Origin of the sequence: Vibrio sp. CyArs1 (genome assembly GCF_022432925.1) — a bacterium.
Lineage (GTDB): Bacteria > Pseudomonadota > Gammaproteobacteria > Enterobacterales > Vibrionaceae > Vibrio > Vibrio mediterranei.
This window is the reverse complement of sequence record NZ_JAKRBO010000014.1, coordinates 42,927-61,485: the sequence shown is the minus strand read 5'-3', so window position 1 is coordinate 61,485 and position 18,559 is coordinate 42,927. Positions and strand designations below refer to the sequence as shown.

Genomic DNA, 18,559 nt, shown 5'->3' with positions numbered 1-18,559 from the left:
ACCTTACAAAGACATCAGCTTTTTATCACGAGCCCACTCTTCTGGAGTATAGGCTTTAATTGAAACTGCGTGGATGTCATTACGCTGAATATAATCCATCAGAGGACCATAGATCATCTGCTGCTTTTTAACTCGGCTCATGCCTTCAAATTGAGCATCTACCGCAATCACTTCGTAGTGGCTACCTTCACCTTTCACATGTAGCTCTTCTAGGTTCAATGCGTTTTGTAATAGTTCCTGTACTTTTGTGCTATCCACAAGATACTCCTAAATGTGTTTCTCAATAACTGATTCAACGTTATACAGCTGAAACAGTATTTTCAGCTCATCCGGCACGAAGCTGAGCATTATATGACACTTTCGATTTTTTGCATGCTCTAATAAGTGAATTAGCATCACCAATCCCGCAGAATCGAAACGTTTTACTTTATCTAACGCCAATTCAATCTCAGGCTCATCAAAACTAACACTTTGAATAGTATTCCAAAGCTCAGGTACAGTATCGCGATCAACGTTACCAATTAGCTCAAAAACACCTGCGTTACGAACCACTAATTTAGTGTCCATTATTTTTTGCTGCCTTCAAAACGAATCGGCGCCTGTGCCAACTGCTCAAGTTCTTCTGCTACCGCTAATATACCATCTTGACGAATTTTACTATTCCATTCAGATTGCTTACTAGAGAGTAGACTAATGCCTTCCGCAATCATATCAAAGGCTTTCCATTCGCCGGTTTTCTTATCCTTTCTGAGTTTAAACTCGAGATTAATATTAGGTCGAGGTGAGTCCATAATCGTGACACGAACACCAATAATAGTCGTCTTATCATCAATTTTTGGTTCCGGGCCAAATTGAATATCCTGTCCGGTGTATTGAGTTAGAACCTGTGCATAAGAGGTAATCAAGTACTCTCGAAATGCTTTGGCAAACTCTAATACATCCTCTCGTTTAGCACCTTTTAAATTAGGCCCCAATAGCTTCAATGCTGCGTAGCGATCATTCACGTAAGGCATCAGCTCTTCTTCGACTACCACCTTAAGATAATCAGGATCTTTCTGAATTTGCTCTTGCTCATTTGCTAAACGGGTAAACGTTTTATCGGCGACTTTCTGCATCATGTCATAAGGCTTGCTGGCATCAATTTCATTAGCATGCAGACCAAATGAGAGCATCAAGGCACTAAATATCAGTAAACATTTGTTGAACATTACTTTACTCCTTTTTCTCATCAGAACCGCCAATGCTATAGAGCACTTGACCTATCATATCCTCAAGCACCAACGCTGATTTGGTATCCTCAATTCTGTCGCCATCAGCCAAGTACCCTTCATCATCAAAGATAAACCCAGGTACCAAACCTATATATTGCTCACCAATCAACCCTGACGTTAGTACTTGCGCGCTCGAAGTATCTGGGAAATGGTAGTCGGAGCTAATAGACAAAGTTACCACTGGCAAATAGCTCTCTTTATCAAGGCTAATATCACTAACTCGACCGATAACGACGCCGCCAACTTTCACAGGAGAGCGAACTTTTAGGCTACCAATATTATCGAACCTTGCTTCCAGCTTATAAGTATCCCCTGAGCCCAATCCTTTCACGTCAGCAACCTGAAAAATCATAAACAAGATTGCGCAAAGTCCGATGATGACAAAACTGCCTACCCACAATTCTAACTTTCTGGTTTGTTGCATTGAATTGTCCTTTATTCTTAATTGCCAAACATCAGTGCTGTAAGCACAAAATCTAATCCCAATACCGCCAGTGATGAGTGCACGACGGTTCTCGTTGTCGCCTGACTAATACCTTCTGAAGTCGGTATGGCATCATAACCATTAAACAGCGCAATCCACGTCACCGTAATCGCAAACACCAAACACTTAATGACGCTATTACCAATGTCTCGACCCAGTTCCACTGACGACTGCATCGCTGACCAAAAACTGCCGTGGTCGATACCTTTCCAGTCCACACCAACCAGTTGGCCCCCCCAAATACCTATCGCCATAAAGATCATGGCCAAAAGTGGCATGGAAATAACTCCGGCCCAAAAACGAGGTGAGATCACTCGTTTAAGAGGATCAACGGCCATCATTTCCATACTCGATAACTGTTCAGTGGCTTTCATTAAACCAATTTCAGCAGTCAGTGCCGAACCTGCACGACCAGCGAATAACAGAGCGGTGACGACAGGACCCAATTCTCTTAATAGCGATAACGCCACCATCTGCCCTAAACTGCCCTCCGCCCCATAATCGACGAGTACCACATATCCTTGCAGACTTAAGACCATACCGATAAACAGCCCTGAAACCATAATGATGGCCAATGATTGCACACCAACGTTATGTAACTGTTTTATTAATAGAGGGAAGTGCTTTTGAGGCTGCGGTTTGGAAAACAGAACGCCAAATAGCATAAAGGTTGCCCTACCCCAAGATTGGCAAAGAGATAAGGTTCGCTGGCCGACTTTTTGGATCCATATTGATGGAAACGACATATTAGAACAGCTCCTCAGTTAATGCTTTTGCTGGATAACGGAATGGAACTGGTCCATCGGCTTCGCCGAGTAAGAACTGTTGGACTCGAGTGTCAGGGTTACTTTTTAATTCATCAGGAGTACCACAAGCAACAACTTTTCCATCAGCGAGCAAGTAAACCCAATCTGCTATGGACATGACTTCGGGAACATCATGAGAAACAACAATAGAAGTAAGGTCTAGTGCTTTATTCAACTTACCAATAAGCTCCACCAACACGCCCATCGTTATAGGGTCCTGACCCACAAAGGGCTCATCGTACATGATTAATTCAGGATCAAGCGCAATAGCTCTTGCGAGTGCCGCACGTCTTGCCATACCTCCAGAAAGCTCACTTGGCATCAGTTGAGATGCCCCACGTAATCCGACAGCCTCTAACTTTAGCAGTACTAAAGTACGAACCATCGATTCACTCAGTTCGGTATGCTCACGCAAAGGAAACGCGACGTTGTCAAAGACATTGAGATCGGTAAATAGTGCACCCGATTGGAATAGCATGCTCATTTTTTTACGAACATGGTAAAGACGTTTTCTAGAAAGCGTAGGAATATTGTCGCCTTCGAACCAAATCTCCCCATGGTCAGGCGAGATTTGTCCACCGATCAGGCGAAGTAATGTCGTTTTACCAATTCCCGATGGTCCCATGATAGCTGTTATCTTACCTTTTGGTACATGCAACTCGACGTCATCAAAAATGACGTGTGAGCCACGCGCAAAAGTCAGTCCCTTTACGGAAACCAAGTCATTGTTTGACATACATTTCCTTATCATCCTAACAATAGTCCTATGATCAACAATAATAATGACACAAGCGGACAATTAAAACCCTTATATCCAAATGGTTGGGTAATGACAGAGTCAAACCCAATTACAACAAACTTGCGCCGTCACGAGCATTTATAACTTCTCTCTTCACGTTAGCTTATCTATTAGCGTATTAGCTTCGGCGCACTATTGTTATTTTATTTGTTGATTAGCTTCCATTTTGGCCGACAAACCGTCAAAATTAGCCGCCAAATGTCTCAGAAAAATAGAAGTGGATAAAAACATGCTTGAAGCCGTAGTGTTTCTGATAATTGGACTGGTTTTTCTCGTTTGGAGTGCTGATAAATTAGTATTCGGCGCCGCGGCACTGGCACGCAATGTGGGTATCTCACCACTAGTTATCGGTATGACTATTCTTGCTATGGGGTCATCAGCGCCAGAAATGATGGTTTCGGCCACCGCCGCCCTAGAGGGGAAAACGGATACTGCGGTTGGTAACGTACTAGGCTCCAACATCGCCAATATTGCGCTTATTCTTGGTATTACGGCCATGATTAAGCCTCTTTCTATTTCATCTGCGGTTCTGAGACGCGAGCTACCTTTAATGATTGCGGTAACGCTTATCGCAGGTCTTATTCTTTGGGATAGTCACCTTGGTTTTTATGAGGGAATTATTCTATTTGCCTTATTTGGCGCATTTATCCTTGCCATGCTTCGTATCAGCAAAGCAGAAAAAGAGAGTGGCAACAATGACGCCATGCTAGAAGACCAAGAGTCCGAAATTCCAGAAGGTGTGAGTAACGCTAAAGCAGCCATGTGGGTGGTGATTGGCCTAATAATCCTCCCTATCGCAGCAGATAGACTGGTAGATAGTGCGGTAACGATCGCTCAATATTTTGGTATGAGCGACCTTGTTATCGGTCTAACGATTATCGCGATTGGTACCAGCTTACCTGAACTGGCTGCTTCTCTGGCTGGTGTTCTGAAAGGCGAAGATGATATGGCGGTAGGTAACATCATAGGTTCAAACGTCTTCAACATCCTCGCCGTTATGGGTATTCCAGGTATCATTAATCCTTCTATACTCAGTGAACATGCTATGGGCCGTGACTTCTGGGTTATGCTGGCCGTTTCGCTATTACTGGTTGTAATGGCACTAGGCAAATCTAAGAGCATTAATCGAATTGAAGGCTTTATTTTGTTCGTGCTATTTCTTGGTTATCAGGTTTATCTATTCGCTAATATGGCAGCTTAGGAGCGGTTATCATGTCTGGTTTTGATTATGTTAGCGCTGCAAAGCGTGTTTTAGATACCGAAGTACAAGCACTTCAACACCTTGAGCGCTACTTTGACAAGCAATTTGAATCGGTATGTGATGCGATTCTCAACCACCAAGGCAAGGTTATTGTCATGGGGATGGGTAAATCAGGGCACATTGGTAAAAAAATTGCGGCTACGCTTGCTAGCACTGGCACATCTGCGTTTTTTGTCCACCCAGGAGAAGCTGCTCACGGCGATTTGGGTATGATTGAAGCTCGCGATCTCGTTATCGCCATCTCTAACTCCGGTGAGTCACACGAAATCATTAGTTTGTTTCCTGTCTTCAAGCGCCTTGGTATTACTACCGTAAGCATGACTGGAAAACCTGAATCTAACATGGCAAAGCTCTCTGATTTTCACTTGCAAATCACTGTGCCTAAAGAAGCGTGTCCACTTGGTTTAGCACCGACTTCTAGCTCGACGGCAACTCTGGTCATGGGAGACGCATTAGCCATCGCCCTATTAGAAGCTCGTGGCTTCGGTGAAGAAGACTTTGCTCTGTCTCATCCGGGCGGCGCATTGGGTCGTAAGTTACTACTTAAACTGAGTGATATCATGCATTCAGGTAAAGCGCTGCCTGTCGTCGGTCCACAGACCTTGGTACGCGACGCACTACTAGAAATTTCCGATAAAGGACTTGGCATGACAACTATCGTGGACAACGATATGAACTTGCTAGGTATCTTTACCGATGGAGACTTGCGACGTATTCTTGATAAACGAGTCGATATTCATGACACCACCATTGGCGAGGTCATGACCGTTAACCCAACTACTGCTGCGCCTAATATGCTAGCGGCTGAAGGGTTAAACTTAATGCAATCGAAGAATATTAACGGCCTTGTACTGCTCGATGACAACAAAGTCGTGGGTGCACTCAATATGCATGACTTATTAAAAGCAGGAGTAATGTAGTGTCTAAACAAGTTGAAACGCTCTATGGGTTGGTGGCTTCATCCACTTACGATAAAGCAGCAGACATCAAACTCCTGATTTGCGACGTGGATGGCGTCTTCTCCGATGGTTTGATTTATATGGGCAACCAAGGTGAAGAACTTAAAACCTTTCATACTCGTGACGGTTACGGTATTAAGGCTTTAATGAGTGCAGGCGTAGAAGTCGCCATCATTACAGGCCGTCGCTCACAGATCGTTGAGAATCGTATGACCGCACTGGGTATTTCTTTGATTTACCAAGGGCAAGATGACAAAGTCGCCGCTTATCAAGACATTTGCCAAAAGCTTGCTATCCCAGCATCGAAAACTGCTTACATCGGTGATGACCTTATCGATTGGCCTGTCATGGAACAGGTCGGCTTAAGCGTCTGCGTGGCGGATGGACATCCACTGCTCGCCAGAAAAGCGGATCACGTCACTACGATTCCAGGTGGACGCGGTGCAGTTAGGGAAGTTTGTGATCTGATCCTAGAATCAAAGGGAGAACTAGAGCTTCACAAAGGTCTTAGTATATGAGTTTGTCTCGTATTCTTTATAGTCTACTTGCCATTATTTCTATTGGGTGTGCTTACTACTTGTACACCAACGATGACTCACGTGTACTCCAAGTTGTTCCAGATCTTGAGTTGCCAGCGTTTAGCGGTACGAATTTACACAATATTTCATACAGTGATACTGGTGTTCGTAGCTATAGTATTACCTCTTCACATTTAGAGCATTTCTCCAAAAAAGGAGAAACCGTGTTTGAACAACCCATATTGCGTATTTTTGCTAATGGTACGACTCAAGAATGGGAAATTTCTGCTGCAAAAGCGATTTTGGATAAACATGAAGTGCTAACTCTTTATGATGATGTAGTCGCACGAAATTTGCTTCCGGACTCAGGGTTTGACACTCTATCGACTCAACGAATGAGCATACAGTTAGATAACCGTGACTTCTGGGCCAACACAGACGTTCTCATGTTGGGACCACAATTTGAAACCCGCGGACAAGCAATGAAAGGAAACTTTGCTGACAATCTCGCGGAGCTATATAACAAAGTGAATAGTAAATATGAAACTCTCGCACCTTAGTCTTAGTCTTAGTCTTAGTCTTTGCCTACTGCTTCCAGTCTCTGCGTTCGCTCTTTCGACAGATACTGAACAACCAGTTTATATCGACTCCGACACTCAACAGCTTGATATGAAGAGTAATCGAGTCACATTCGCGGGCGACGTTAAGTTAAAACAAGGCAGTATTAACATTAATGCCGCAAAAATCGTGGTCACTCGCCATCCGCAAACTGGCGCTATTCAGGTAATAGAGGGCTTTGGGAACTTAGCTACATTTTCCCAACTAACAGATGATGGAAAAACTCTCTATGGCGAAGCAAAAAAACTGCATTACTCATTAAAGGATGATCAGTTAACCATGACTGATCAGGCTATGTTGTCCCAAGATGATAGCGTGATCCGTGGCACCACCATTAAGTACCGAATCTCATCACAGAAATTAGTAGCGGACGGCAATGCCAATGAACGCGTCTCAACAGTCCTTCAACCTCAGCAAGTTCAAGAGAAATAGATTCAGCTATGGCGTTATTGAAAGCGACACATTTAGCAAAAAGCTATAAAAACCGTAAAGTGGTCTCAGACGTTAGCCTTTCGGTTGAGTCTGGTCAGATAGTGGGATTGCTGGGCCCTAACGGCGCAGGTAAAACTACGTCGTTTTACATGATTGTAGGTCTGGTTGCCCGTGATGAAGGCACCATCACTATAGACGGGGAAGATATTAGTATTCTCCCAATGCATAGCCGCGCCAAAATGGGCATTGGCTACCTGCCACAAGAAGCCTCCATTTTCAGAAAGCTCAGTGTTGAAAACAACATTATGGCAGTGCTTGAGACTCGTAATGAGATCACTCAAGAAGAGCGACAAGATAAACTAGAGGACCTGCTAGATGAGTTCAATATTCAGCACATTCGGAAAAGTGCTGGTATGGCGCTGTCTGGCGGCGAACGTCGACGTGTCGAAATTGCTAGAGCTCTAGCCGCTAACCCACAGTTCATCTTACTGGATGAGCCATTTGCGGGTGTCGACCCAATTTCAGTGATTGATATCAAGAAGATCATCGAGCACTTGCGCGATAGAGGCTTGGGAGTTCTTATCACCGACCATAACGTTCGTGAAACCTTAGATGTGTGTGAAAAAGCATACATTGTGAGCCAAGGTCACCTAATTGCTGAAGGAAGTCCTGAAGATGTTCTCAATAATGAACACGTAAAACAGGTTTATCTCGGTGAACAATTCAGACTATGATTTAATAGGCTTGGATAAAATTTTAATAATAGGCTAGCAATACTGCATGAAACCCTCATTACAACTCAAGCTAGGTCAACAGTTAGCAATGACGCCCCAGTTGCAACAAGCAATTCGCTTGCTGCAATTGTCGACGCTCGATCTGCAACAAGAGATTCAAGAGGCCCTAGACTCAAACCCATTACTTGACGTGGAAGAAACCGCGGAAGAAGCACCGCCTTCTAATGAGGAAAAGTCGAGCCCTGAAAGTAAAGAAGAAGCATCTGCAGAGCCAGTTAGCGAACCAGAGCCGAAAGACAGTTCTGAACAAATTGAAAGTTCTGAAATATCGACAGAACTTGAAATGGATACTACATGGGATGATGTCTATAGCGCCAATACCGGTAACACGGGCATTGCCGCTGATGATGACATGCCAATATATCAAGGTGAAACCACACAGTCTCTACAAGACTACTTAGTTTGGCAATTAGACCTCACGCCATTTACTGAAACGGATCGTGCCATCGCCTTAGCCATCATTGATGCTGTCGATGACTACGGCTATCTGACCCTATCCTGTGAAGAGATTCTCGACAGTGTCGATATTGAGGATGTTGAGCTTGATGAGATTGAAGCAGTAAGAAAACGCGTTCAGCAATTCGATCCGCTAGGCGTTGCTTCTCTTAATCTGCAAGATTGCCTACTACTGCAACTCGCTACTTTCCCTGAAGATACTCCATGGCTCGCAGAAGCTAAGCTGGTCTTGTCTGATCACATCGATCAATTGGGTAACCGTGATTACAAACTCGTAATTAAAGAGACTAAGCTTAAGGAAGCGGATCTTCGAGAAGTTTTGAAGCTCATCCAACAGCTTGACCCTAGACCAGGCAGTAAGATCACGCCTGATGAAACTGAGTACGTAGTGCCGGATGTCTCCGTATTCAAAGACCGCGGAAAATGGATAGTTCAGATTAACCCTGACAGTGTTCCAAGACTTAAAGTGAATCAACAATACGCGAAACTCGGTACAGGCAACAGTGCTGACAGCCAATATATTCGCTCTAATTTGCAGGAAGCGAAATGGTTGATTAAGAGCCTTGAAAGTCGTAATGAAACTTTGCTCAAAGTCGCTAAATGTATTGTCGAGCATCAACATGACTTTTTCGAATACGGTGAAGAGGCAATGAAACCAATGGTTCTCAACGATGTTGCCCTTGCTGTAGACATGCATGAATCGACGATTTCTCGAGTTACCACTCAGAAATATATGCATACCCCACGCGGCATTTTTGAGCTGAAGTATTTCTTCTCAAGCCACGTATCGACCGACAATGGCGGCGAGTGTTCCTCGACAGCCATTCGAGCACTAATCAAGAAGCTTGTTGCTGCAGAAAATCCAGCCAAGCCATTGAGCGATAGTAAAATCGCAGCGCAACTAGCTGACCAAGGAATTCAGGTTGCTAGACGAACAATAGCGAAATACCGTGAGTCGTTGGGCATTGCCCCTTCCAGTCAGCGTAAACGCCTACTTTAAGGCCAATAACTAAGAAGGAAAGTCTATGCAAATTCAAATTGAAGGCCACCACGTCGATGTCACTGAGTCAATGCAGGACTACGTTCAGAGTAAATTTCAAAAGCTGGAACGCTTTTTCGATCATATAAACAGCATTAACGTCATATTAAAAGTTGAAAAATTAAACCAGATCGCAGAAGCTACGCTCCACGTTAATCAAGCTGAAATTCATGCGGCGGCAAATGATGAGAATATGTACGCTGCCATTGACGGGCTTGTCGATAAGCTCGTTAGACAATTGAATAAGCATAAAGAAAAATTAAGTAATCACTAAAATGCAAATAAGTGAAGTATTAACTCTGGACTGCACCAAAAGTGCAGTCCCTTGTACGAGTAAAAAGCGCGCCCTAGAAATTATTAGCGAAATCGCTGCAGAACATACTGGTCAAAACTCTACCGAACTGTTCGAGTGCATGCTGAGCCGTGAAAAAGTGGGCAGCACTGGAATTGGCAATGGTATCGCTATTCCTCATGCCAGAATGCATGACAGCGATAAAGCTGTTGCGGTGTTACTTCAGTGCCAAGCGCCGGTTGACTTCGACTCTATTGATAACCGCCCAGTTGACCTTATGTTCGCACTGCTAGTTCCAGATGAGCAGTGTAAAGAACATTTAAAGACTTTGTCATGTATGGCAGAGCGATTAAATGATAAAACTGTCCTAAAGCAACTTCGTAATGCTCAATCCGATCAAGAGCTTTACGATATTATTGTTAGCCATTAGAACAAGCTGAGAAAAAATGCGATTAGTCGTTGTAAGTGGACATTCAGGCGCAGGTAAAAGTGTAGCGTTGCGAGTACTAGAAGATTCTGGTTACTACTGCGTTGATAATCTACCGATCGATTTACTGGAAGCCTTTGTGGATTCATCGAAAGATTCCCAACAAAGTGTTGCCGTCAGTATTGATATTCGTAACTTGCCTGACAACCTGAATAACTTAACCTCTAAGTTGAAACAATTGTCTAAGCAACACGACGTCAAAGTGCTTTTCCTTGATGCATCAAAGTCAGTGTTGTTAAAACGCTACAGTGAAACTCGTCGTATCCACCCTCTCTCTCAGCGAAAAAATAAACTGTCACTTGAGCAGGCCATTGATCTAGAGCACACACTTCTCAAGCCTATCAAAGAGCATGCCGACTACACCATTGACTCGAGTGAGCAGTCCATACACGACTTAAGCGAAACCATTCGATTTGAATTAGAAGGCCAAGAGAAGAAAGATCTTGTCATGGTTTTCCAATCGTTTGGGTTTAAATATGGTATGCCAAGTGATGCCGATTACGTGTTTGATGTGCGTTTTCTACCCAATCCACATTGGCAGCCAGAATTAAGACCAATGACTGGACTAGATGCACCAATTAAATCTTTCCTAGAAGCTTATCCTGACGTCATCGAGTTGAAACAACAAATTCAAGGCTTTGTTGAACGTTGGCTACCTTTACTTGAAAAGAACAATCGCAGCTATCTGACTGTTGCAATTGGTTGTACCGGCGGTAAACACCGCTCTGTTTATATCACTCAGCAGATTGGTGAATATTTTGCTCAGCTCGGCCATCAAGTAAAAATTCGTCACGCATCGCTAGAGAAAAACAACTAACAGGAATCCAAATGTCACTATCTCGCACTGTTCTCATTCAAAATCGTCTTGGTTTGCATGCTCGAGCTGCGGTCAAGTTAGTCGAACTAGCACAGAGCTTCGAGGCAACCGTGACAATTTGTAATCATGAACAGAAAGAAGCGACTGCAGATAGCGTAATGGGCCTTCTTATGCTCGAGTCGGCTCAAGGTGAGAACATCACCATTAAAGCGTCAGGAAACCAGGCTGAGGATGCTCTGCAAGCAGTCTGTGAGTTGGTTGAACACCGTTTTGACGAAGACGAATAGATTCCGCACACTTTTCTGTTTTATTTCCACTCTCCGATAACTTCTTCGTGCCCTGTAGGTTACTTGAACCCAAAATTAAGCTACTATTCAGTACATTAAAAAGCAGTTGAGTGTAGGGGGCATCCATGGCAGAGCAAATAGAATTCGATCAAGCTCACCAAACCCTCCAAGAAGTCAGTGAAGCGCTAGAAAATGGCCGCTTCGTTTACGTAAGAAGACAACTTCAGGACATGGAGCCTGAAGATATTGCCCATCTTCTAGAAGCCTCTCCACGTAAAAGTCGTGAAGTCCTGTGGCAACTCACCGATCCTGAAGACTATGGTGAAATCCTTGATGAACTCAATGAGGACGTCAAAGATAGTCTTGTCTCCAAAATGGCGCCAGAAAAACTGGCTGAAGCAACGGAAGGCATGGACACCGATGACGTAGCTTATGTCCTACGTAGTCTGCCTGATACCGTATCGCGCGAAGTCCTGTCACAAATGGACACCGCAGACCGTTTGCGTGTCGAGACCGCCCTTTCTTACCCAGAAGATACCGCCGGCGGTATCATGAATACCGATGTAATCACTATTCGTGGCGATGTCGATGTCGATGTGGTTCTGCGTTACCTGCGCATGAAAGGTGAGCTACCGGAAGCGACAGACGCATTGTATGTGATAGACGAAGAAGACATGCTGATTGGTCACCTTTCTTTGACCACACTTTTAACCACTCAGCCCGATGTCAAAGTCGTCGATGTCATGGACGATGCCGATGAGGCAATCCATGTTGAAACTAGCGATTCGGACGTTGCCTCGTTATTTGAACGACGCGACTGGGTCTCTGCCCCTGTTGTTGATAGTGAACACCACCTAGTCGGCCGTATCACCATCGATGACGTGGTCGATATTATCCGTGAAGACGCCGAACACTCGATGATGAGTATGGCTGGTATGGATGACGATGAAGATACCTTTGCACCTGTTGTGAAATCTGCACGTCGACGCAGTGTTTGGCTGGGCGCCAATGTACTTGCCGCTTTAGCAGCAGCATCTGTCTCCAATATGTTTGAGGCCACACTAGAGCAGATGGCAGCAATAGCTGTATTGATGACCATCGTACCTTCCATGGGAGGGGTTGCAGGTAACCAAACCGTTGCCCTAGTAATCCGAGGCTTAGCTTTGGGTCATATCGGTGACAGCAACCGTCGAGAACTGCTACTCAAAGAAGCCGCCATCGGCTTTCTCAATGGTATCCTCTGGGCCCTAATTATCGGTGGTATCGTAGTAGCTTGGAAAGGTGATTGGATGCTAGGCGGGATTATCTCTGCCGCCATGATGACCAATTTACTGGTTGCTGGCATTGCTGGCGTTACCATCCCTATTCTGCTCAAAAAAATGAATATAGACCCTGCCTTAGCGGGCGGAATGGCCCTTACGACCATTACCGATGTTGTTGGTCTTTCGGTCTTCTTAGGCTTAGCCACCATAATGATCAGCTAATGCCAGATACAAAAAGGGCGTAACCAGTAGGTTACGCCCTTTTTCTCTATTTGAGATTTACTCACCAGCGACTTTCATTGATTCCAACAGGATAGAGCCCGTTTGAATTTGTGAGCGCGTTTCAACATCACTGCCAACTGCCACAATTTGCTTGAACATTTGCGCTAGATTACCAGCAACAGTAATTTCCGAGACTGGGTATTGGATTTCTCCATTTTCGACCCAGAATCCTGCAGCACCGCGAGAGTAATCACCGGTAACGATATTGACCCCTTGCCCCATCACTTCGGTGACCAGCAGGCCAGTGCCAAGCGTTTTCAACATGGCATCAAAATCTTGTCCTGTCGACTTAACAAACCAGTTATGAATACCTCCAGCATGCCCTGTTGGCGTCATATTCAGTTTGCGCGCAGCGTAACTAGTCAGTAAGTAGGTCGCCAGTTTGCCGTCAGTGATAATATCTAAATCTTGAGTTGCCACACCTTCGTTATCAAACGGACTAGATGCTAAGCCTTTAAGTAGGTGAGGTTTTTCTTCAATAGCAAACCAATCTGGCAGAATCTGTTCACCCAGTTTATCTAACAAGAACGACGACTTACGGTACAAATTACCGCCGCTAATCCCCATTACTAAGTGTCCCATAAGGCCAGTCGCAACATCATTGGCAAAAAGCACTGGGTATTGACCCGTTTTGACTTTTCTAGGGTCTAGACGCTCAACTGTTTTAATAGCAGCCTTCTCACCGACCAACTCTGGTGTCCACAAATCATCACGGTGACGAGCAAGAGTATAACTGTAGTCACGCTCCATATCGCCATTTTGACCTTGGCCAATGACACTACAGCTAATGCTATGACGGCTAGACGCATAACCGGCCAACAGGCCATGGGAGTTTCCATAGACCTTAACGCCATAGTGGCTGTCGTAACTGGCACCATCACTCTGCTTTATTTTGTCACTGTAAGCTAATGCTGCTTTCTCAGCAGCAATTGCTTTTTGCGCAGCCACATCGGGATTTGGCTCATCTGGATGGAAGAGATCAAGGTCTGGGATATTCGTTACCAACAACTCTTTCGGAGCTGGCCCTGCAAATGGGTCTTCGGAGGTGTACTGGGCAATATCCAGTGCAGCAGCTACCGTTTGTGCAATGGCTTTTTCACTCAAATCAGAGGTTGAAGCACTGCCCTTACGCTGTCCACGGTATACCGTGATACCCAGCGCACCGTCACTATTAAACTCTACGTTTTCCACTTCACACATGCGCGTGGAGACGCTTAAGCCAGTGCTCTTAGTAATAGCGACCTCAGCGGCATCTGAATTTACTGAAGCCATATCCAACGCTTTAGCAACAGCGGCTTCTAGCTCAGCTTGCTGCTGAGCAACTTGCTCTCTTACATCCATAATCCATCTAACTTTTATCGTTTAATTGAGACTAGAATAACAAGGTTTTCGCATTCTCCCCAGATTTCTTGCTAAAATAGCCAATATTCGTAATGAGATAGTGATATAGGCAGTAAACATGGCCCGCAAAAATCAGAAAGCGCCTTGGGAAGAGGAAGAAGAGATCATTTGGGTAAGCAGAACCGAAATGAAAAACGACATGGAAGAGTTGCAAAAACTCGGTGAAGAGTTAGTTGGACTAAAGCCTGCTGTGTTGGATAAGTTTCCTCTTAGTGAAGATCTGAGAGAAGCGGTCGCCGATGCCCAGCGCTTCAAGAACGAAGCTCGACGTCGCCAACTGCAATACATCGGTAAGCTGATGCGCACCGAAGATCCAGAGCCAATTCAGGCGGCTCTTGACCGTGTACGTAACAAGCACTCACAATCTACTGCGGCACTTCACAAGCTTGAACAACTGCGTGACCGTATTGTAGAGCAAGGCGATGAAGCCATCGCGGATGCACTTGAGTTGTACCCAAACCTCGACCGTCAACGTCTACGCCAACTTGCTCGTCAGGCCAACAAAGAAAAGAAAGCTGGAAAGCCAGCAAAAGCATTCCGTGAAATTTTCCAAGCACTTAAGCACGAAGAAGAACAAGAGTTCTAACTTCAATGCTCAATTTAAGGCTATAAAGGCAGCGTAAGCTGCCTTTTTTATATCCATAAAACGCTAATGCGCCGCTTTTACAAACCGCGCGAGCTCTTGATTGTCATGCTGCGCCGTCAACGCCGAGATGTCTCCTTCAGCAGTGATGATGCCATGACTAAGGTAGGCAAACCGGTTGGCAATGGCTCTGGCATCACTAAGGTGATGCGTCACCATAATAACTGTCGCTTGTTTTTCTTGAGCTAGAGAGCGAACAACCGACAGCATTTCTTTACGAAGTACCGGGTCTAACGCCGAAAACGGTTCGTCAAGTAGCCAAATCGGGTGAGGCTGAACAAAGCAACGAGCTAAAGCCACTCGCTGCCTCTGCCCACCAGAAAGCTCAGACGGTAAACGTTGAATCTTATCAATAAGACCCACCTTGTCTGTTGCATCTCGCACTCGCTGTTGATCTTCTGCAGTTAGTTTAAGAGCTGGATTGAGTCCTAGAGCAATATTATCGAACACTGAAAGGTGCTCGAATAAGTTGTGCTCTTGAAACAACATAGACAAAGGCCGCAGGTGAGGCTGCTTAGATTGAATCTCTTCATCATCGACAGATATCCTTCCCGATTCAGGCTGACAAAACCCCGCTATAAGCGCCAACAGTGTCGATTTACCAGCACCACTGGACCCAATCAACGCCAACACATCACCTTTTTCTACTGAGATAGAAAACCGAAACCAATCACTGTGGTAGCGATAGTCGACATGATCCATAGTTAACATTATGATTTCTCTCGCTCGGTCGATACAGGTCGTAACAACGACTCCGTTAAGGTAAATACACCAATACTCAATATAAACAGCACTAGGGATACTACAGCCGCTGCTTGCAATTGATAGCTACCCATCAGCTGATACAGGTAAAGCGGTAAGGTATTAAAGTTCTGACTTCCAAATAGCGCGATAACAGTAAGATCGCCCATGGAAAGGACAAAGCTAATCGAGAAAGCATGCAATATCGGTGCGCGGATTGCTCTCCATTCCATTAACCAAAATCGTCGAATACCATGCAATCCTAAACTTTGCCAAAGCAGGTGATATTGCTTGGCTAACCTCAACATTGGCTGATTAAGTGTTTTGATAACATACGGCAGTGCCATCAAAGCATTCACAGCGACAACGATCCCAAACGCAAGACTAAACACATTGGTCATTCCACGAAGCATTAGAAAAGTAGCTGTACTCAATACCAACGCGGGTGTCACCAAAATAACCGTACCAACAAACTCCACGACATCCGCACGGCCATAGTGAGACTTTATTCGTAACATTCGTGAACTACTCAATAGCACAATGCCAACCACTAACGCGATACTAGCAGCCATGATTGCCACTTGTAACGAGGTCATAACTGCCGACCAGAACTTGCTATCGGCAAGTACTGACCACAATTTCTCATTCAGTCCACTTGCAACAATGGCAATAAGTGGCGGAATGACCAGCATTAGGGTTGCCATGATCCAAAAGCTATCCCAGCACTTTTTCAACCATGAGTCTTGAGGTTGAATGGTTGGCATTTCGCTATAATTGGTTTTGCCCTCCAAGTCTCGACTAAATTTGCCAATAAACAGCACCAGTAATGCGCAAATTAACATTTGCCATAATGCCAGAACCGCTCCGGTTTGTAGGTCAAAATCAAACTTGATCGCTTGATAAATAGCTAGTTCAATCGTAGTGGCTTTCGGGCCGCCACCTAACGCCATGACGGTTGCAAAACTGGTAAAACACAACATGAAGACTAAGCCAATAACATGAGGTAAATGTGCTTTGAGTCGTGGCCACTCCACCAATCTAAAACACTGCCAGCTGTTCATTCCCAGGTGCAGTGCTAACTTGCGCTGCTCTAGTGGAACACTTTCTATCGTCACTAAAAGCAAACGAGTTGCAAAAGGCAAATTAAAGAATACGTGTGCCAGCAAAATGCCGTTTAAACCATAGAGAGAAAACGGCATAGAATCATTCGAAGTGAGCCACCATTGAGCAATAACGCCTTGATTGCCATATATGGCGACAATGCCAAACACACCGACCAGGACTGGCATCACCAAGGTGGTCGCAAACAATTTGAGCAGCCATGATCTTCCCCAAAAATGGCGACGAGAAAACGCATGTGCCACTGGGATAGCAAGCCCTACACTTAGCAACGTTGATAGACTTGCTTGCCAAAAGCTAAATTTAGCTACGTGCTGGTAGTATGGGTCCGTAAACAGCAGAGCAATATCAGTCATTGACGAGTAGGAAAGCAGTGTCCACAACGAAGCCAGCACATATATGGCAATGAGCAAAGCAATCACTAAACCTGATTTTGGTATTTGGGTCACAATAACCTCAATGGAGAAGTAGACACGATAACGATTCGTTACACCAGTGAAGCTCTGGTGCAGTATTGGCTTGCCCCTGCTTGTACAGGGGCGATAATCTGTAGGTTTTCTTAGATGCCAATACTACTTAATCAGCGCAGACTGCCACTCGCGAATCCAAGCTTTACGGTTATTCGCCACTTCATCTGGACTAAATGTCAGCGCCTCACTTGGAATGGTTAAGCTATCAAAACCTTCAGGTAGCTTGCTCTCAACAACAGGATACATCCAGTTGCCTGTAGGGATTTTTGATTGAAAGTCTTCTGAAACGATAAATTGCATAAATTCATCAGCTAACTTTTGCTTGTCACTGCTGGCCACTTTAGCCGCCACTTCCACCTGAGTGTAATGGCCTTCCGAAAAGTCTGCGGCTACAAATCGCTTATCTTGCTCGGCAATAATATGGTAAGCCGGAGAGGTCGTGTAAGAGAGAACCAAGTCAGACTCTCCCTCGAGGAACATAGAGTACGCTTCCGACCAACCTTTGGTCACAGTTACGGTCTTTTTCGCTAGCTTTTGCCATGCCTCACTGGAGTCATCACCATAAACAGACTTCATCCAAAGTAAGAGTCCTTGACCCGGAGTTGAAGTGCGAGGATCTTGATAAATCACCTTAAGGTCATCACGTTGCTCAACCAACTCTTTCAGGCTTTTCGGTGGATTCTTTACCTTTTCTTTGTTGTAAACAAACGCAAAGTAACCGTAATCGAAAGGAACAAAAACATCGTCACTCCAGCCGTTTGGTAACTCAAGCGCAGAAAGATCAGCATTGTGTTTAGCCAACAAGCCAGAGGCTTTCGCTTCACTCATTAAGTTATTATCGAGACCAAGTACGACATCGGCTTGGGAGCTGGAGCCTTCTAGACGCAGGCGGTTTAGAATCGAGACACCATCATCTAGTGCAACAAAGTTGAGATCGCATCCACATTTAGTTTCAAATGCTTTTTCAATCGCTGGACCAGGGCCCCAATCTGAAGCAAACGAATCATAGGTATAAACGGTAAGTGTATTCGCCGCAGCGAGTTGAGAGGCACTTAGAAGTGTCGTTGCCAAAGCAAGTTTAGCGAGTTGATGTACTTTCACTGGTTCTATCCTTAGATATATTTTTATATTATATGATCCAGAAAAAGCCTCCATAGAACGGAGTTCTCATCCCTACGCCAGCATTATCTGGATCAGGTATACGGGTGTCAGGTATTACCTTCTCTCAGCACCACTGCTAGTGCACCCCGTGAGTCACAACCTTTAGAAAGCGAATTGTAACCTTTTCGTCACAGATTCGCCAAATCTATCCCTAAACTCG

Annotated in this window: 23 protein-coding genes and 1 riboswitch; of the genes, 13 read left to right on the top strand and 10 right to left on the bottom strand. The window is 44.8% G+C overall.

Annotation, left to right across the window (positions count from 1 at the left end):
* Positions 1–3: 3 nt before the first annotated feature.
* From ibaG to mlaF, 6 genes are read right to left on the bottom strand one after another with little or no spacing between them, the layout of a single operon-like run.
* Positions 4–258 (bottom strand): BolA family iron metabolism protein IbaG, encoded by a 255-nt coding sequence (ibaG, locus tag MMA19_RS24575; protein WP_006073308.1) that lies wholly within the window; start codon positions 256–258, stop codon positions 4–6.
* 9 nt (positions 259–267) lie between these two features.
* Entirely contained in the window at positions 268–567 is a 300-nt protein-coding gene (locus MMA19_RS24570) for an STAS domain-containing protein (protein ID WP_062462259.1), read from the bottom strand.
* On the bottom strand, positions 567–1,208 hold the full coding sequence (mlaC, locus tag MMA19_RS24565) for a phospholipid-binding protein MlaC (RefSeq protein ID WP_062462262.1): 642 nt from the start codon (positions 1,206–1,208) through the stop codon (positions 567–569). The genes MMA19_RS24570 and mlaC overlap by 1 nt, the downstream gene beginning before the upstream one ends.
* A 4-nt stretch (positions 1,209–1,212) precedes the next feature.
* Complete coding sequence (gene mlaD / locus MMA19_RS24560) at positions 1,213–1,695, bottom strand: outer membrane lipid asymmetry maintenance protein MlaD (RefSeq protein WP_062462264.1); 483 nt, start codon at positions 1,693–1,695, stop codon at positions 1,213–1,215.
* A gap of 17 nt (positions 1,696–1,712) precedes the next feature.
* A complete protein-coding gene (mlaE, locus tag MMA19_RS24555) occupies positions 1,713–2,501 on the bottom strand; it encodes a lipid asymmetry maintenance ABC transporter permease subunit MlaE (protein ID WP_240207528.1) in 789 nt (262 codons plus the stop codon).
* Between the two features lies 1 nt (position 2,502).
* Complete coding sequence (mlaF, locus tag MMA19_RS24550) at positions 2,503–3,297, bottom strand: phospholipid ABC transporter ATP-binding protein MlaF (RefSeq protein WP_240207526.1); 795 nt, start codon at positions 3,295–3,297, stop codon at positions 2,503–2,505.
* 292 nt (positions 3,298–3,589) lie between these two features.
* Between mlaF and MMA19_RS24545 the strand changes: the two genes are divergently transcribed.
* From MMA19_RS24545 to mgtE, 12 genes are all read left to right on the top strand, one after another.
* The gene (locus MMA19_RS24545; RefSeq protein WP_006073285.1) at positions 3,590–4,561 is read left to right on the top strand and encodes a calcium/sodium antiporter; all 972 of its coding nucleotides are present in this window, start codon (positions 3,590–3,592) and stop codon (positions 4,559–4,561) included.
* A gap of 8 nt (positions 4,562–4,569) precedes the next feature.
* Positions 4,570–5,541: a KpsF/GutQ family sugar-phosphate isomerase gene (locus MMA19_RS24540; protein WP_096443081.1), complete on the top strand. Its 972-nt coding sequence runs from the start codon at positions 4,570–4,572 to the stop codon at positions 5,539–5,541.
* The gene (kdsC, locus tag MMA19_RS24535; protein ID WP_038228899.1) at positions 5,541–6,098 is read left to right on the top strand and encodes a 3-deoxy-manno-octulosonate-8-phosphatase KdsC; all 558 of its coding nucleotides are present in this window, start codon (positions 5,541–5,543) and stop codon (positions 6,096–6,098) included. Before MMA19_RS24540 ends, kdsC begins: the two co-directional genes overlap by 1 nt.
* Positions 6,095–6,658 (top strand): LPS export ABC transporter periplasmic protein LptC, encoded by a 564-nt coding sequence (gene lptC / locus MMA19_RS24530; RefSeq protein WP_038228897.1) that lies wholly within the window; start codon positions 6,095–6,097, stop codon positions 6,656–6,658. Before kdsC ends, lptC begins: the two co-directional genes overlap by 4 nt.
* On the top strand, positions 6,639–7,148 hold the full coding sequence (gene lptA, locus MMA19_RS24525; RefSeq protein ID WP_240207524.1) for a lipopolysaccharide transport periplasmic protein LptA: 510 nt from the start codon (positions 6,639–6,641) through the stop codon (positions 7,146–7,148). The genes lptC and lptA overlap by 20 nt, the downstream gene beginning before the upstream one ends.
* An 8-nt stretch (positions 7,149–7,156) precedes the next feature.
* A complete protein-coding gene (lptB, locus tag MMA19_RS24520) occupies positions 7,157–7,882 on the top strand; it encodes an LPS export ABC transporter ATP-binding protein (protein ID WP_006073275.1) in 726 nt (241 codons plus the stop codon).
* A gap of 46 nt (positions 7,883–7,928) precedes the next feature.
* A complete protein-coding gene (locus MMA19_RS24515; RefSeq protein WP_038228894.1) occupies positions 7,929–9,398 on the top strand; it encodes an RNA polymerase factor sigma-54 in 1,470 nt (489 codons plus the stop codon).
* A 25-nt stretch (positions 9,399–9,423) separates the two neighbouring features.
* The gene (gene hpf / locus MMA19_RS24510) at positions 9,424–9,711 is read left to right on the top strand and encodes a ribosome hibernation promoting factor (RefSeq protein ID WP_038228892.1); all 288 of its coding nucleotides are present in this window, start codon (positions 9,424–9,426) and stop codon (positions 9,709–9,711) included.
* 1 nt (position 9,712) lies between these two features.
* On the top strand, positions 9,713–10,159 hold the full coding sequence (ptsN, locus tag MMA19_RS24505; protein WP_240207523.1) for a PTS IIA-like nitrogen regulatory protein PtsN: 447 nt from the start codon (positions 9,713–9,715) through the stop codon (positions 10,157–10,159).
* Positions 10,160–10,175: 16 nt separating this feature from the next.
* A complete protein-coding gene (gene rapZ / locus MMA19_RS24500) occupies positions 10,176–11,033 on the top strand; it encodes an RNase adapter RapZ (protein ID WP_240207521.1) in 858 nt (285 codons plus the stop codon).
* A gap of 11 nt (positions 11,034–11,044) precedes the next feature.
* A complete protein-coding gene (locus MMA19_RS24495) occupies positions 11,045–11,320 on the top strand; it encodes an HPr family phosphocarrier protein (RefSeq protein WP_006073260.1) in 276 nt (91 codons plus the stop codon).
* 125 nt (positions 11,321–11,445) lie between these two features.
* The gene (mgtE, locus tag MMA19_RS24490) at positions 11,446–12,804 is read left to right on the top strand and encodes a magnesium transporter (RefSeq protein WP_006073259.1); all 1,359 of its coding nucleotides are present in this window, start codon (positions 11,446–11,448) and stop codon (positions 12,802–12,804) included.
* Positions 12,805–12,861: 57 nt separating this feature from the next.
* Here the strand turns inward: mgtE and pmbA are convergent, their stop codons facing one another.
* Positions 12,862–14,205 (bottom strand): metalloprotease PmbA, encoded by a 1,344-nt coding sequence (gene pmbA, locus MMA19_RS24485; protein ID WP_038228887.1) that lies wholly within the window; start codon positions 14,203–14,205, stop codon positions 12,862–12,864.
* A gap of 118 nt (positions 14,206–14,323) precedes the next feature.
* Here pmbA and yjgA point away from each other — a divergent pair, with 118 nt between their 5' ends.
* A complete protein-coding gene (yjgA, locus tag MMA19_RS24480) occupies positions 14,324–14,851 on the top strand; it encodes a ribosome biogenesis factor YjgA (RefSeq protein ID WP_006073257.1) in 528 nt (175 codons plus the stop codon).
* A 63-nt stretch (positions 14,852–14,914) separates the two neighbouring features.
* Here yjgA and thiQ read toward each other — a convergent pair whose 3' ends face one another.
* The 3 genes from thiQ to thiB form a co-directional block, all read right to left on the bottom strand.
* Entirely contained in the window at positions 14,915–15,619 is a 705-nt protein-coding gene (thiQ, locus tag MMA19_RS24475; protein ID WP_240207519.1) for a thiamine ABC transporter ATP-binding protein, read from the bottom strand.
* Positions 15,619–17,220: a thiamine/thiamine pyrophosphate ABC transporter permease gene (gene thiP / locus MMA19_RS24470; RefSeq protein ID WP_240207540.1), complete on the bottom strand. Its 1,602-nt coding sequence runs from the start codon at positions 17,218–17,220 to the stop codon at positions 15,619–15,621. Before thiP ends, thiQ begins: the two co-directional genes overlap by 1 nt.
* Positions 17,221–17,340: 120 nt before the next feature.
* The gene (gene thiB / locus MMA19_RS24465) at positions 17,341–18,339 is read right to left on the bottom strand and encodes a thiamine ABC transporter substrate binding subunit (RefSeq protein WP_240207518.1); all 999 of its coding nucleotides are present in this window, start codon (positions 18,337–18,339) and stop codon (positions 17,341–17,343) included.
* A gap of 52 nt (positions 18,340–18,391) precedes the next feature.
* Positions 18,392–18,498, bottom strand: a riboswitch (TPP riboswitch).
* Positions 18,499–18,559: the final 61 nt, after the last annotated feature.